Origin of the sequence: Adhaeribacter radiodurans (genome assembly GCF_014075995.1) — a bacterium.
Taxonomy (GTDB): Bacteria; Bacteroidota; Bacteroidia; order Cytophagales; family Hymenobacteraceae; genus Adhaeribacter; species Adhaeribacter radiodurans.
In genome coordinates, this window is record NZ_CP055153.1 from 3,356,428 (window position 1) to 3,370,489 (window position 14,062).

General features: G+C 39.8%; 14 protein-coding genes. 13 read left to right on the forward strand and 1 reads right to left on the reverse strand.

Features of this window, described 5'->3' with window-relative positions; translation table 11 throughout:
• Positions 1-54 precede the first annotated feature (54 nt).
• The 12 genes from HUW48_RS13625 (at position 55) to HUW48_RS13680 (ending at position 7,710) form a co-directional block, all read left to right on the forward strand.
• Positions 55-480, forward strand: coding sequence for a DoxX family protein (locus HUW48_RS13625; protein WP_182416195.1), 426 nt, complete (start codon positions 55-57; stop codon positions 478-480).
• Positions 481-552: 72 nt separating this feature from the next.
• On the forward strand, positions 553-1,155 hold the full coding sequence (locus tag HUW48_RS13630) for an SRPBCC family protein (RefSeq protein WP_182416196.1): 603 nt from the start codon (positions 553-555) through the stop codon (positions 1,153-1,155).
• A 1-nt stretch (position 1,156) separates the two neighbouring features.
• Complete coding sequence (locus tag HUW48_RS13635) at positions 1,157-1,519, forward strand: DUF1801 domain-containing protein (protein ID WP_182416197.1); 363 nt, start codon at positions 1,157-1,159, stop codon at positions 1,517-1,519.
• Positions 1,520-1,597: 78 nt separating this feature from the next.
• Positions 1,598-2,026, forward strand: coding sequence for a VOC family protein (locus tag HUW48_RS13640; protein ID WP_182416198.1), 429 nt, complete (start codon positions 1,598-1,600; stop codon positions 2,024-2,026).
• Positions 2,027-2,428: 402 nt separating this feature from the next.
• Positions 2,429-2,761 (forward strand): ArsR/SmtB family transcription factor, encoded by a 333-nt coding sequence (locus HUW48_RS13645; protein WP_182416199.1) that lies wholly within the window; start codon positions 2,429-2,431, stop codon positions 2,759-2,761.
• A gap of 111 nt (positions 2,762-2,872) precedes the next feature.
• Complete coding sequence (locus HUW48_RS13650) at positions 2,873-3,280, forward strand: VOC family protein (protein WP_182416200.1); 408 nt, start codon at positions 2,873-2,875, stop codon at positions 3,278-3,280.
• Between the two features lie 219 nt (positions 3,281-3,499).
• On the forward strand, positions 3,500-3,907 hold the full coding sequence (locus HUW48_RS13655) for a DoxX family protein (RefSeq protein ID WP_182416201.1): 408 nt from the start codon (positions 3,500-3,502) through the stop codon (positions 3,905-3,907).
• A 310-nt stretch (positions 3,908-4,217) separates the two neighbouring features.
• Complete coding sequence (locus HUW48_RS13660) at positions 4,218-4,451, forward strand: hypothetical protein (protein WP_246343864.1); 234 nt, start codon at positions 4,218-4,220, stop codon at positions 4,449-4,451.
• Between the two features lie 59 nt (positions 4,452-4,510).
• Positions 4,511-4,900, forward strand: coding sequence for a VOC family protein (locus HUW48_RS13665; protein WP_182416202.1), 390 nt, complete (start codon positions 4,511-4,513; stop codon positions 4,898-4,900).
• 45 nt (positions 4,901-4,945) lie between these two features.
• Positions 4,946-5,893 (forward strand): DinB family protein, encoded by a 948-nt coding sequence (locus HUW48_RS13670; RefSeq protein ID WP_182416203.1) that lies wholly within the window; start codon positions 4,946-4,948, stop codon positions 5,891-5,893.
• Between the two features lie 490 nt (positions 5,894-6,383).
• Positions 6,384-7,283: an SDR family oxidoreductase gene (locus HUW48_RS13675; RefSeq protein WP_182416204.1), complete on the forward strand. Its 900-nt coding sequence runs from the start codon at positions 6,384-6,386 to the stop codon at positions 7,281-7,283.
• Positions 7,284-7,350: 67 nt separating this feature from the next.
• Positions 7,351-7,710, forward strand: coding sequence for a nuclear transport factor 2 family protein (locus tag HUW48_RS13680; protein WP_182416205.1), 360 nt, complete (start codon positions 7,351-7,353; stop codon positions 7,708-7,710).
• Between the two features lie 111 nt (positions 7,711-7,821).
• On the opposite strand, the gene HUW48_RS13685 is transcribed toward HUW48_RS13680, so the two are convergent.
• Positions 7,822-10,446: an MGH1-like glycoside hydrolase domain-containing protein gene (locus HUW48_RS13685; RefSeq protein ID WP_182416206.1), complete on the reverse strand. Its 2,625-nt coding sequence runs from the start codon at positions 10,444-10,446 to the stop codon at positions 7,822-7,824.
• 408 nt (positions 10,447-10,854) lie between these two features.
• Between HUW48_RS13685 and HUW48_RS13690 the strand changes: the two genes are divergently transcribed.
• Positions 10,855-13,983, forward strand: a complete 3,129-nt coding sequence (locus HUW48_RS13690; RefSeq protein WP_182416207.1) for a PKD domain-containing protein — start codon at positions 10,855-10,857, stop codon at positions 13,981-13,983.
• Positions 13,984-14,062 lie beyond the last annotated feature (79 nt).

Genomic DNA, 14,062 nt, shown 5'->3' on the forward strand with positions numbered 1-14,062 from the left:
AATACGCAACCAAAACCATCATTAGTTTTTATTCCTACAACAAATACGTAAGCCATGAAACCGAAAACAGTCAAAATTCTTTACTGGACCGTAACTGGCCTTTTCTCTCTTTTTCTTCTGATGGCTGGCATTACGGAAGCCATGCAACACGAATCGGGCCGCCAGATTATGCAACATTTAGGTTATCCGGTGCACGTAATGCTTGTAATTGGAATAGGTAAAATTTTAGCCGCTTTAGCCTTAATACAAACCAGATACCGGGTAATTAAAGAATGGGCCTACGCCGGGGTAACCTTTAACCTGATTGGAGCATTTGCCGCCCGGGCCAACGCCGGAGACAGTACAGGATTAATTCTTTCTCCGCTTATTTTTTTATCGGTTATGTTCTTGTCTTATTTCTTATGGAAAAAAGTAGCAAAAGCTACGGCAGCTCCCCTACACCCTGAACCGCAAGAAGTGAAATTCTTAAAGATTGCTTAATCTTTATTTCATTTACAATCATTTATCTGCTAATTATCTGATAAAATTCTAAAACTGATAACCACAAATAACATGAACATTTTTCTGATAATTGCCATAGCCTTAGTTGGCTTAGTTGCCTTGCTATTAATAGCGGCTTTATTCGTCGAAAAACAATATACAGTCGAGCGCGAAATAAGTATTAACCGCCCCAAAGCCGAAGTATTTACTTTTTTAAAACACTTGAAAAATCAGGATTACTACAGCAAATGGGTTCAAACAGATCCAAATATGAAAAAAGAATTTCGCGGCACCGATGGCACAGTAGGCTTTGTGTATGCCTGGGAGGGCAACGATAAAGCGGGTAAAGGCGAGCAGGAAATTAAAAATATTTTAGAAGGAGAAAAGCTAGATGTAGAGGTTCGGTTTATCCGGCCATTTGCCGCTATTGCTCAAACGCCCTTTACTACCCAAGCTATTGGATCAGACCAAACCAAAGTTACCTGGGGAATGACGGGATCTAACGCGTACCCAATGAATCTGATGCATTTATTTTTAAGAGGTATGCTGGGCAAAGATTTGGAGATTAGTTTACAAGCTTTGAAAAATATATTAGAAAATGAAAACCAAATAAACTATTCCTCTTCTCAGAATAACAACCAACGGTCGGCAAGTTTAGAATTGCCTGTAAATTAGTATGAAGGATAAAACTCCCCTAAACCAGACCGAAAAGGTAAATGAATACATGCAAAACCTGGAACATCCGCTTAAAGCTGAGATGGAAGCTATTCGGGCGATTATTTTAGGCGCGAACAACCAAATTAAAGAAAGAATTAAATGGAATGCTCCCAGTTTCTTTTATAAAGAAGATTTGGTAACGTTTAATCCCCGCACACCAAAGCACGTGCACCTGGTTTTTCATCATCCTAGCATTGTAAATATTCATTCAAAATTATTGGAGGGCGACTACAAAGACCGGCGGATGGCTTATTTTATTAACATGGAAGCAGTGGAGGCTGAGCGCCTGGAACTACAAAGTATAATGAACCAGCTCGTTTAGTTTATAGAAAACCAGTCATAGAAAATTAATTACAAACAGAAGTACATTTAGTTTTTTCATCCTATACAGCAAATAAATATGGCAGCCATCAATCCTTATTTGAATTTTAACGGCAACACCGAAGAAGCATTTAACTTTTACAAATCCGTATTTGGCGGCGAATTTCTGGGCCTGCAACGATATAAAGATACTCCTGAAAGCGGCAAAATTCCGGCGGAGGCGCAGGACAAAATAATGCATATAGCGCTACCAATAAAAGGCTGTTTGCTAATGGCTACTGATGCTTTAGAATCAATGGGACATACCTTAACTATGGGTAATAATGTTCACCTTTCTCTGGATACTGACAGCGAAGAAGAAGCCAACCAACTTTTTAACGGCCTTTCCGAAGGTGGCCAAATTAAAATGCCCCTTCAACAAACATTTTGGGGTTCTTATTTCGGTATGGTCACCGATAGATTTGGGGTACAGTGGATGATCAGCTACGATGAGAAACGAACTACTTAGACTGAAAGCTAACTCTTAGTTTCAGGTTCAAGCTCCAGGCACGAACCTTATTCTTAGCAGCTTACTTTCAAAAACTCTAATTCTATCTCCCTTCAGGTTTAATAAAATCTATCGCAAATCTTTTTAGAATCTGCTTCTCATTCCATTATTTGTGAGATTTTAACTACACACATTGTTGTATCAGATTTAAAACCCGAAAAAAGAGCACGAAGAAAATAGATTTTAGATCTTCCTTTAACGGGGAAATTGCTCTTTAAACTTATATAAATAATAGCCTGTTTACTCTCTTAAAAGCATTTTTCACTCAATCAGGCAATTGTCGGAAATCACCCTTTTAATGTCGTGTTCACCCCCCATGCAACCAAAAGGTTTCCTATATCTTTGATACATAAGCTTTCCGATATGAGAAGAGATGTTTTTCAGGCAATTGCCGACCCAACCCGAAGGGAAATCATTCAGTTAGTGGCTAACCGATCTTTGAACATGGAAGCAGTGGCCGGAAATTTTGCAGTAAGCCGCACGGCCATTTATAAACACATAAAAATACTAACCGAATGTGGATTGGTAGCCATAAAAAAACAAGGGCGCGAACGCTACTGCGAAGCCCAGCTAGAAAAATTAATCTTAGTAGCAGATTGGGCAGAGACGTACCGCCTCATTTGGAATTCCCGGCTTGATTCTTTAGAAAAGTACTTCCATCAACTAAGGAACAAAGTTGACGAATCAGCAAAATAAAGCTTTAATTGAGCCTTCCACTAGAGTTTAAATTATTTGCTTATTTAATGCTTCTCGGGCATTAGCAATTCAAATAGTAAAACATACATCCAATTATAATTAGCTAAAACTATGGCAACTAAAATCTTTGTAAACTTACCCGTTAAAGACCTGAATAAATCCATTGAATTCTTCCGGAAGCTTGGTTATTCTTTCAATCCGCAGTTTACCGACGAGAAGGCTACCTGCATGATTATCAGCGAAGATATTTACGTAATGCTGCTTGTAGAACCTTTTTTTAAATCATTTACTAAAAAAGAAATTCCGGATACCGCTCAAAATGCGCAGGTAATTTTAGCTTTATCGGCCGAAAGCCGCGAAGGAGTAGATGATTTAGTAAATAAAGCTATTTCTGCAGGTGCTACTACCCCCAACGACAAACAAGACCAAGGTTTTATGTACGGCTGGGGCTACCAAGATTTAGACGGGCATCTTTGGGAAGTTATGTACATGGATCCCGCTGCTATTCAACAAAATTAAAATTTGTCCTTATTGAGGGGAAATTCTACTAGCTGTAAATTTCTCGCTCCTTTATTAAACTCATTTCAAACTTCACAACTTCTTCCCCTTTCCTCAAATATAAGAAGCGGTTTTCTGGTGCTGAACGAATATTTATTTACCGCTTCTATATTTTTATCAACAACGAAAGTAAACAGGCGCATTTATTTCAATTTTCAACCACTTAAACTTATTCGCATCATGAAAAAGACAAGAATTATTTACTGGATTTTTACCGGACTACTAGCTGCTATGTTAGGAATAGGCTCTGTTTACGATGCTATTTCGGCGCCGGAAGCGGTTGATTACGTTACCCGTTTAGGTTACCCAACCTATCTGGTTCCTTTTTTAGGAGTGGCAAAGTTATTAGGTATTCTCGCTATTCTGGTTCCTGGTTTCCCCAGAGTAAAAGAATGGGCGTATGCCGGCTTAGCGTTTGATTTAATTGGAGCTATGTATTCGCATATTTCAAAAGGAGATCCTTCGGGAAATTGGATGTTTATTTTTATTCCCTTATTTTTAGTAGCCGGATCTTATATTTACCACCACAAACTGCTAAAAACTACAGAATCTGCTATTTTACCTAACGTGAGCCTTTCTGGTAATTAATCCTGAAAACAAATTAATAAAAAACTACCACGAGCCAGCTACCGCTTGGTACTTTATACAAGTAAGCACCGTAAAATTTTGCTATATAATTAATTATTGCTGTCGCTAGAAATCAGATTTACTAAATAAAGCAAAATTAGCGTAAGCAGTATTTTTTGATTCACCCCGCCCCCGTTCTACAGTAATCTAGAAGCATAAATAGTCTAGGAAATTAATTTTTTTGGCTGCCCTGGAGCGGAACAAAATTACTCTACTGTACAAACAGCACATTTAACTACGTAGCAACAATCCATTAATACCTGACAGGAGAATGATCGAGATGGTAGAAGTTTTTAAAACCAATGTAAAAGACCAGCACAACGCCCAAATGCTGCTTAGTCTTATTCACCAAACCTTTCATGAATATAAAGCTAATTTCGACCTGGATGATTGCGATAATATTTTGCGGGTAGCGTCGGGCTCCGAATTTATTCAGGCAGCTTGCCTGATACAGCTATTACGGGACTTTGGCTTTAATGCCGAAGTTCTGCCCGATGAATTTTAGCTTATTGGCTGGAAGATGCTAATTTAAATTCTTATTTACCCTAAACTTATAAATAGATTATGTTTAGAAACACGAAAGCATTCAGTGGCTTTTCGGTTAACGACCTCCAAAAAGCCAAACAATTTTACAGCCAGGTATTGGACCTGGAAGTTTCGGAGGATACTTCAATGGGCATCTTACATTTACATTTGGCCGGTGGCACAAAGGTTCTCATTTATCCCAAACTTAATCACAATCCGGCCAATTATACGGTTCTTAACTTTCCGGTACCCAATATAGAAGATGCCGTAACGGAACTCAAGAACAGAGGTGTTGTTTTCGAAATTTATGATTTTGAACACTTAAAAACCGATGAAGATCATATTTTCCGGGGTGGCGGACCTTTCATTGCCTGGTTTAAAGACCCAGCCGGTAACATTCTATCGGTACTTGAAGTTGCCGAAGCTTAACGGGAACTCCCTGCTTTTATTCTTTCATCTTTTAACAGGTAACTCATGGAAAAATATCATTTGGCTCAAGATGTTGATGTATTTGGCTTTGCTGTTGAAACTTTTCCGGAAGGCATTGGCGAGGCTTTTGATGCTTTACAAGAAAAGCTTCCCGCCGGCGATAACCGGTCTTTTTATGGTATAAGCGAGTGTACGCCGGCAGGAATTGTTTACTTAGCAACCGTCTGCCAAAAAACAAAAGACGAACCTCAAAAATACGGTTATACCCCTTATGTAGTAGAAAAAGGCGACTACTTAGCCGTAACCGTATGCGATTGGCTTACTAAAACAAGCAGCATTAAAGATATTTTCACTAAAATGTTTACCGATGCGCGAAGTGACCGCAGCAAACCTTGTGTAGAAATTTATTTAAACGACGATGAAATGCTCTGCCTCGTAAAAGAGAAATCATCGGAATCCACTAGCCTGTTAGAACTTACTGCCCAAGTTGGTCCTGAATTTGAAAAAACAGCCCAAGACCTTTTGAAGCTATTTTCTTCATTTGAATTAGCAGAAATCAATCAACCGCCGCAAGATGGTGGTTGGACCGCGGGGCAACTAGTGCAGCATGTAATAAAAGTAAATTCCGGTTTTTTGAGAATACTAAACGGCCCTACAGTAGAAACCATTAGAAAACCGGATGAACAAATACCAAGAATTAAAGCTAACTTATTAGATTTTACTTTTAAACGGCAGGCAGGCGATTTTGTAGCTCCGGAAAATAAAACCTACCAAAAAGGAGTATTAGTAACTACCCTCGAACAAATAAAGTCAGCTATTAATCAGGTTATTCAAACCACTGATCTAAGCCAAACCTGTACAGGCTTTGAAGTTCCGGTTTTTGGTTTTTTAACCCGTTTGGAGGCAATTCACTTTGTTATTTACCATACCCAAAGGCATACGCACCAATTAAAAAATATATTGGATCAGGTAACCGCTCAACAAACCGTGTAAACGAGTAGACTATATTTTTAATAGAATTAAACTCGCTTGTAAGATTTAAATAAAGAAAAAGCTGCCCAATCCTTTATAATAAAACCTAATTATAGTCTCAGGTTTAGTAAATATCCTTACATCAAATATGCATTATTCCTAATATAATGTAAAAAAGTGAATAAAATAAGTATTTCTTAATAAGTTTTATATCAGCTAGTTATTAAATATAAGTTAAAGTATTTGGTTTAAGTATTAACAAAAAATACCAATTAACAGATAACGCATTTCAATTTATCATATAATTAATTTAATAAAAATTTGTTTTATTCAAGTTAATTCATCATTTTCAACTCTATATTCCTCTACTATCAAGCCGTACGGGTTCAATTTACTAGTATGAACCAACTGTTTTCAAGTTCAATTTGAAAGAATGCTCCTTAGTAATATTTTATTGACTAGGGTAGCCGTGATTTGCTAATCTTCTAATAAACTTTTAAGCTTTTACAAAATGGCTTTTGTACTTATTACTGGTTGTAGCACAGGGATAGGCTTTGCTACTGCCGAAGTTTTGGCTCGTCAGGGTCATACTGTTTACGCTACTATGCGTAATCCTCAACGTTCGCCCGAGTTGGCTCAATTAGCCCAACGCGATAATCTTCCGATAACTATCTTGCCCCTTGATGTAGATTCAGATGAATCGGTAAAAGCAGCTACCCAGCAAATTTTAGCAGAAACGGGTCAAATTAATGTATTAGTCAATAATGCTGGCATTTTTACCTTAAAGGCAGTAGAAGAAACCCAAATGGAAATTTTCCGACGTATAATGGAAACAAACTATTTTGGCGCTCTTCGTTGTATGCAGGCTATATTACCTTCCATGCGCGAACGAAAAAGCGGATTAATAATTAACATTTCCTCCTTAGCTGCAAGAATTTACCCTCCATTTTTTGGAGCCTACTGTGCGACAAAAGTTGCATTAGAGGCAGTAAGCGAGAGCTTAGCTGGTGAAGTAGTAGAATTTGGTATAAGGGTGGCTGTTGTTGAACCAGGAGTTATTTACACCCCAATAATTGACAAAGTAGAAAAAGAACACTCTACCTCTAAAACCAATTATCCTAAAATTAACCGGGCTATGGCTTTTGAGCTATCCTCAAAAGAAAATTCTATACCCCCTTCCGGTGTTGGTGAAGTTGTTTCCGAAATTATCTCTGGTCAGAGAAGCGGTTTTAGACATCCGGTTGGCTTAGATTGCGAGCCTTTGTTAAGTTGGCGTGCATACTTATCGGATGAGGATTTTATTGGATCGGCTGCTATTGATGATGAAACCTGGATTACCGGCATGACACAATTAGGAAAGAATGTCCGGCCATATTTAAAAACACCAGCAACAACTTCGGCACTAGTTTAATTTTAAATGTTTGGAAATTCTAGTTAGGTAATCAAAATCGGATATTAATCTTAAATCTTTCATTACTATGCAGACATTAGCAGCTAATCTAACCCAAATATTAAATCATCATATAGAGGCCATTAAAAGCCGGGATTTACAGGCAAATATGATAGATTACCACGAAAATGCCATTTTAATTCTGGGTGAAGATGTTTTTAGAGGAAAAGAAGCTATTCAGGGGTTTTTCAAATTTTTATTTGAATCCATATTTACAGAAGGATTTACTATAGATATCCAGAAGCAGGTGATAGAAGAGGATATTATATATATAGTTTGGCAGGCCCGCTCAAGTACCTATGAAATACCTCAAGCTACGGATACTTTCCTTATTCAGGATGGATTAATCCTCAGGCAAACCGGCTTTGCCATTATGAACCCGATTTAAATGTCTATACGCATGTTTCCATAATAAATGAACCTTCCATTTACCGCAGGAATAATTCTGCAACCTGGAAGGTTCATTTATTAAAATTTATCTTAAAATATTTAAGCTCGTCTAATCTTCTTCTTCGGCCATTTCCAGCAACAAATTAGCGATTAAAGCCGACCAGCCGGTTTGGTGCGATGCCCCTAAACCCTGACCGGTATCGCCGTTAAAAAACTCGTAGAAAAAATGGTGGTCTTTAAAGTGAGGATCATTGACAAAAGACTCATGCGCAGAATGGTAATGCGTTTTGCCCTCTTCGTCTTTTTCGAATAAGTGTAACAAACGCATGGTTAACTCACGGGCAATTTGTTTTAGGTTTAATTTATTTCCGGAGCCGGTCGGGAATTCATAAATATATTCTTTGCCATAATATTTGTAGTATTTACGAAGAGCCTGAATAATTAAGTAATTTAACGGAAACCAAATTGGTCCGCGCCAATTAGAATTACCCCCGAACATGGAACTACTGCTTTCGCCGGGTTCATACTGAATAAAATGCTGCCGGCCCTGGTAATTAAAAACATACGGGTTTTGCTCGTGGTATTTAGATAATGAGCGTATGCCAAACTGAGAAAGAAACTCAGCCTCGTCGAGTAATCTTTTTAAGACATTCTCTAACCGGAAACCACGCATAATTGAAAATAAGTGATAGCCATTGCTATTTTGAATTTCGATATGCGAAATGAGTTGAGCTAAGTCGGTCCGAGTGCGAATAATACCTACTGCCCGGCGTTTAAACTCGCTCATTTGATTAAAGATTTTACTATTTATAATTTCAACGGCCAGCAAAGGAATAATCCCTACCAAAGAACGAATTTTTAGACGCTGGCTTTTACCATTATCTAACTGTACCGCATCGTAGTAAAAGTTATCTTCATCGTCCCAGAGAGAAATATTTTTTTCCCCGATATTGTCCATGGCCCAGCCAATATTTAAAAAATGCCGGAAAAATTTAGCTGCCGATTCTTCGTAAGCCGGGTTACGTTTCGCCAATTCTAATGACATGCGCAGCATATTTAACGAGAACATGGCCATCCAACTGGTGGCGTCGGCTTGCTGCAAACTTTTAATTCCTGGCGGCAAATGATTTCGGTCAAAAACGCCAATATTATCTAACCCCAGGAAACCTCCTTCAAAAATATCGTTACCATTTACGTCTTTCCGGTTTACCCACCAGGTAAAATTCATCAACAGTTTTTGGAAGGCTCTTTCCAGAAAATCCCAATCCGGAACCCCGGTCTTTTTCCGATCAATATCATATACCTGCCAAACGCCCCAGGCATGAACCGGAGGATTTACATCGCTAAAATTCCATTCGTAAGAAGGTATCTGGCCGTTCGGGTGCATGTAATATTCCCGGAGCATGAGCAATAGTTGCTGCTTGGCAAAATTAGGATCGATGTGTACAAAAGTAGTAGCGTGAAAAGCTAAGTCCCAGGCCGCGTACCACGGATACTCCCACTTATCGGGCATAGAAATAATATTCCGGTTTGTAAGGTGCTCCCAGCCGGTATTTCGCTTATCTATTCTATAAGGTACTTTCTCTTTTATTTCTCCGTTCAGCCATTTGTGCACGTCAAAATAATAAAACTGCTTCGTCCAAAGCAATCCGCCAAAAGCTTTACGGGCAATATGTTGGTGCGCCGGTGATAACTTTTCGGGAATAACAAATTCACGATAAAAAGTATCCGTCTCCGCGCGACGACGTTCAAAAATGCGGTTAAAATTTGTCCAGGGTTCAATAATCCGGTTACGCACCAACCGCACTTTAAATACTTTAAAAGACTTGCCGGGAACAATAGCCTGCAGCCAAATAGCAGCTTTTGTTCCTTGTTTTTCCGGGTTAACGGTTTCTTGTCCGTTTACCACGTAATTGTTAATGCCGTCTTTTACAAAGGGGGTGGGATTCGCCGACTGGTATATGCGTTCGTTATTCGTTTCGTTATCGCAGAATAACTGTTCGCCGGCTGCATCGTGGTACAGAAAAAAAGCGCCATTGCGCGTGGAAGAAGCTTTTAAACAATCCGGAGTTAATGCGGTAACGTTGGGGCGGGTGTATTCCGGACTATGCTTCCAGTAATTCCGGAACCACAAATGAGGCAGCACATGAATGGGCGCCGGTTCTTCGGCCCGGTTGTGCACCGTTATTTGCATTAAAATATCGTGCGTATCGGCTTTGGCGTATTCAATAACAATATCAAAATACCGGTTATTGTTAAATACCCCGGTATCCATTATTTCGTATTCGGGCTGGCTGCGATCGCGTTGGTTTTTTTGTATTAAATCTTCGTACGGAAAGGCCGTATGCGGATATTTATACAAGTACTGGCAATACGAATGCGTGGGAGAGGAATCCAGATGAAAATATATTTCTTTAACATCTTCCCCGTGGTTGCCTTGTCCGTTGGTAAGGCCAAATAGCCGCTCCTTTAAAATGGAATCCTGACCGTTCCAGAATGCTGGAGCTAAACATAAAATTTGTTGATAATCACAGAAGCCGGCAATCCCTTCTTCGCCCCAGCGGTACGCATTGCTCCGAGCAATATCGTGGGAAACAAAGTTCCAGGCATCTCCGTTGGGGCTATAATCTTCACGTACGGTTCCCCATTGACGCTCGGCCAGGTAAGGTCCCCAGCTTTTCCAGTTTCTGTTATTCGGCGATTGTTCCAGCCGTTCGTATTCGTTCGTATCCATTCATCTGAGATAAGCACCGCCTGAAATTAAAGAAAATATTAATTTAACTAGATAGCCGTTCGTAACAATTATTAAATAAATGAAGATTTCAGCAGAAAACTAACCGCAGAAAATCTGCTTTCGCGCCTGATCTTTACTTGCGGCCAGCAAACCTGGTACTGCATTTAAGGAACAGATACCAACGTTTTAACATCGCAAATACCTTACTAATAACCTATTACGCTTTTTAAATTAATAAAGTATTTAAGTTACATCCAGGAAATTATCTCTATATTTATTTTTAGCAGGTGGAGTTACAAATATTTTTGAGCGAAAATAGTAAGGTCAAAATTTTAACTCTTTACTTTTTAGCTGAATGTAGAATTTAAAGGCCGTCTATCTGTTTTTTATAACTTCAAAAATTTTTGCATGAAACAAACTATTACGCAGTATTCTCTATTCCATTCCTTTACTTCTAAATGGTTGATGTTACTTATATGCTTCGGCGTATTTTCCCTTAAAAGCTTGGCTGATAACCTCTCCCGAGAAGCGGGCGGATTATCAAGCACTATCAAAGCTACTAAACCCGCAATTTTTGCCAGCCAGCAGGTAGGTAGTTTTACCTTAATAAATGCCGATAATGGGCAACCTATTCAAACCCTTACCGGAGGAACTGCACTTAACTTAGCAACTTTACCTACTAAAAATTTGAATATCCGGGCGAACACCTCGCCTGGCATTGTTGGAAGCGTAAAGTTTGCTTTGAGGGGTAAACAAACAGTTAACAAAACCGAAACAAGGGTGCCTTATGCCTTGTTCGGGGAAACGAAAGATAATTACAATGCTTGGGTACCCGCCCTGGGTAGTTATACCTTAAAAGCTACTCCCTTTTCCGAAGCGGGCGGTACTGGTGTAGCAGGTATTGCCTTTTCTGTTTCTTTTACAGTTATTTCTAACCAGCTTCCCAAAGCCAATGCCGGAGCCGATAAAACTATAATTTTACCAACCACTACTACTGTTTTAAACGGCTCCGGCACCGATGCTGACGGTACCATTACCGGCTATAGCTGGAGCCAGGTGAGCGGACCTAATACCGCCACTTTTAATAATAAAACCATTGCTGCACCTACCATCGGTAATTTAATTCAAGGCAGTTATATCTTTAGCCTCCAGGTAAAAGACAGTTTGAATATGTGGAGCGCTGCCGATAATGTTACCGTTCAGATTACAACCAGCAATTCACCGCCTTCAGTCGTACAAAAGCCTACCGATCAAACCCTGGTGACAGAAAAAATATTTTCCTTCTCTGCCGGACAATACACCGACCCTAATGCGGGCGACGTGTTGACCTATAAATCAAATTTAATAGATGGCAGCAATTTACTGGCCTGGCTTCAATTTAATGCCAGTACTCTTACTTTTAGCGGTACCGCTCCAGCCCCGGAAACTACTTTACACGTGCAAGTAACGGCTACTGATCAAGCAAAGGCTTCGGTAACTACCAGCTTTAAAATTTCAGTTCAGAAACCGGTACCGGTTGTTATTTTGGGAGAATTAAAAAAATGGCACAAAGTTACTCTCACTTTTACCGGTCCGGTTACAAGTGAAACAAATGCCGTTAATCCTTTTCTAAATTATCGCTTAAATGTAATTTTTAGTAAAGGCAACCGAAAACTTATAGTTCCGGGGTATTACGCGGCCGACGGTAATGCGGGCGAAACCGATGCAACTGGTGGCGCGAAATGGCGGGTTCATTTTTCTCCGGATGAAGCCGGGGAATGGTCGTACCAAGCTTCTTTCCGAACCGGGACAAATGTGGCCATCAGCAATTTAGCAAATGCCGGCAGTCCGGCTGTTTTCGACGGAATGTCCGGCACCTTTACTATTGCCGCTACCGATAAAACCGGGTCTGATTTTCGGGCGCAGGGGCGCTTACGTTACGTTGGACAGCATTACTTGCAATTTGCCGAAACCAAAAAATATTTTTTAAAAGGCGGGGCCGATAGTCCGGAGAATTTTTTAGCCTACAAAGAATTTGATGGCACGTACACTCAAAATCCTCAGGCTGATTATACAAAAACCTACGCTCCTCATTTAGGCGATTGGCAACCCGGCGATCCGGTCTGGAAAGGCGGTAAAGGAAAAGGCATTATTGGGGCACTTAATTACCTGGCGGAAAAAGGCATGAATGCTGTTTACTTTTTAACCTTAAATGTAAATGGCGATGGGAAAGATGTCTGGCCCTGGATCTCCCCTATCGACAAGATTCGGTATGATGTTTCGAAGCTGGATCAATGGGAAATTGTTTTTTCGCACATGGATAAGCTTGGATTAATGCTTCACGTGGTTACCCAAGAACAGGAAAACGACCAATTACTAGATAATGGGGAATTAGGAACGCAACGCAAATTATACTACCGAGAATTAATTGCCCGCTTTGGTCATCATTTGGCTATTAACTGGAATTTGGGGGAAGAAAGCTCCAATACCGATGCTCAGCGCAAAGCTTTCTCCCATTATATCCGGCAATTAGACCCCTATAAAAGTCCGATAGATGTGCACACTCACCCTACCCAAAGAGCTGCCATTTATAAGCCGCTCTTAGGTGATAGCACTTTCGAAGGCCCTTCTTTGCAGGTAGTTAACGCGGCGGACGCGCACTCAGAAACACTGTATTGGGTCAATAAATCGGCAGCTAGCGGACGGAAATGGATAGTTAATTTAGATGAAATTGGGCCTTCTACTACCGGAGTAAAGCCAGATGCCAATGATTATGCCCATGATTCACCGAGAAAACAAGCCTTATGGGGAAATTTAATGGCCGGTGGTGGTGGCGTGGAATGGTATTTTGGTTATCGTTTTCTTAATTCTGATATATCTGCGCAAGATTGGCGTTCCCGCGATCACATGTGGGATTTAACCCGTTATGCTCTCCAATTTTTTAATCAATATCTTCCGTTTTGGCAAATGAAAAGTGCCGACAACCTGACAACCGCTACTAATGATTACTGTCTGGCATTACCAGGTAAAATTTATGCGGTTTACTTGCCCCAGGGAGGCAGTACTACTTTAGATTTTGGTGTTAATGCGGATAATTATTTAGTGCAATGGTACAATCCCCGGACCGGTGGTAATTTACAAAATGGTACAGTACAGAAAATAACTGGTTCCGGCCTAAATTCCTTGGGCTTACCTCCTCAGAATGATACCCAGGATTGGGTTTGTTTAATCACCAACACCAGTAGCTTACATAATGAGGGAATTACCCAATCTAAAAACGTAACTCCGGCTACAAAAAACGCTAATGCAAAACTCGCTTTCTCCGTTTATCCCAATCCTATTCAACATAAACTCATTATTGAAACAAAAGAACCGGTTAGCTTGCCTTTAGAAATTATTCTGCGGAATAATGCGGGTAAAACAGTAGCTACTACATTCTTAAGTAATGCAGTAAAAGAACCACTTACTTTAGATACCTATGGTCTTACGCCCGGTATTTATCTTTTACAGATTAAGTATGGCAACCAAATAATTTCCCGGAAGCTGATAAAGCAATAAAGTAAGCGACTTATATAATCTAGAAATTAAAAGAATACAAATAGTAAAAGCGAACCCGACGCGGGTACTTTTTTTACCT

What these genes read in the sequence shown, in the direction of transcription:
- HUW48_RS13660 (WP_246343864.1), top strand. Translation starts at nt 4,218, where the DNA reads ATGATCGAGATGGTAGAAGTTTTTAAAACCAATGTAAAAGACCAGCAC.
- HUW48_RS13670 (WP_182416203.1), top strand. Translation starts at nt 4,946, where the DNA reads ATGGAAAAATATCATTTGGCTCAAGATGTTGATGTATTTGGCTTTGCT.
- HUW48_RS13690 (WP_182416207.1), top strand. Translation starts at nt 10,855, where the DNA reads ATGAAACAAACTATTACGCAGTATTCTCTATTCCATTCCTTTACTTCT.
- HUW48_RS13625 (WP_182416195.1), top strand. Translation starts at nt 55, where the DNA reads ATGAAACCGAAAACAGTCAAAATTCTTTACTGGACCGTAACTGGCCTT.
- HUW48_RS13655 (WP_182416201.1), top strand. Translation starts at nt 3,500, where the DNA reads ATGAAAAAGACAAGAATTATTTACTGGATTTTTACCGGACTACTAGCT.
- HUW48_RS13635 (WP_182416197.1), top strand. Translation starts at nt 1,157, where the DNA reads ATGAAGGATAAAACTCCCCTAAACCAGACCGAAAAGGTAAATGAATAC.
- HUW48_RS13680 (WP_182416205.1), top strand. Translation starts at nt 7,351, where the DNA reads ATGCAGACATTAGCAGCTAATCTAACCCAAATATTAAATCATCATATA.
- HUW48_RS13675 (WP_182416204.1), top strand. Translation starts at nt 6,384, where the DNA reads ATGGCTTTTGTACTTATTACTGGTTGTAGCACAGGGATAGGCTTTGCT.
- HUW48_RS13630 (WP_182416196.1), top strand. Translation starts at nt 553, where the DNA reads ATGAACATTTTTCTGATAATTGCCATAGCCTTAGTTGGCTTAGTTGCC.
- HUW48_RS13645 (WP_182416199.1), top strand. Translation starts at nt 2,429, where the DNA reads ATGAGAAGAGATGTTTTTCAGGCAATTGCCGACCCAACCCGAAGGGAA.
- HUW48_RS13650 (WP_182416200.1), top strand. Translation starts at nt 2,873, where the DNA reads ATGGCAACTAAAATCTTTGTAAACTTACCCGTTAAAGACCTGAATAAA.
- HUW48_RS13685 (WP_182416206.1), bottom strand. Translation starts at nt 10,446, where the DNA reads ATGGATACGAACGAATACGAACGGCTGGAACAATCGCCGAATAACAGA.
- HUW48_RS13640 (WP_182416198.1), top strand. Translation starts at nt 1,598, where the DNA reads ATGGCAGCCATCAATCCTTATTTGAATTTTAACGGCAACACCGAAGAA.
- HUW48_RS13665 (WP_182416202.1), top strand. Translation starts at nt 4,511, where the DNA reads ATGTTTAGAAACACGAAAGCATTCAGTGGCTTTTCGGTTAACGACCTC.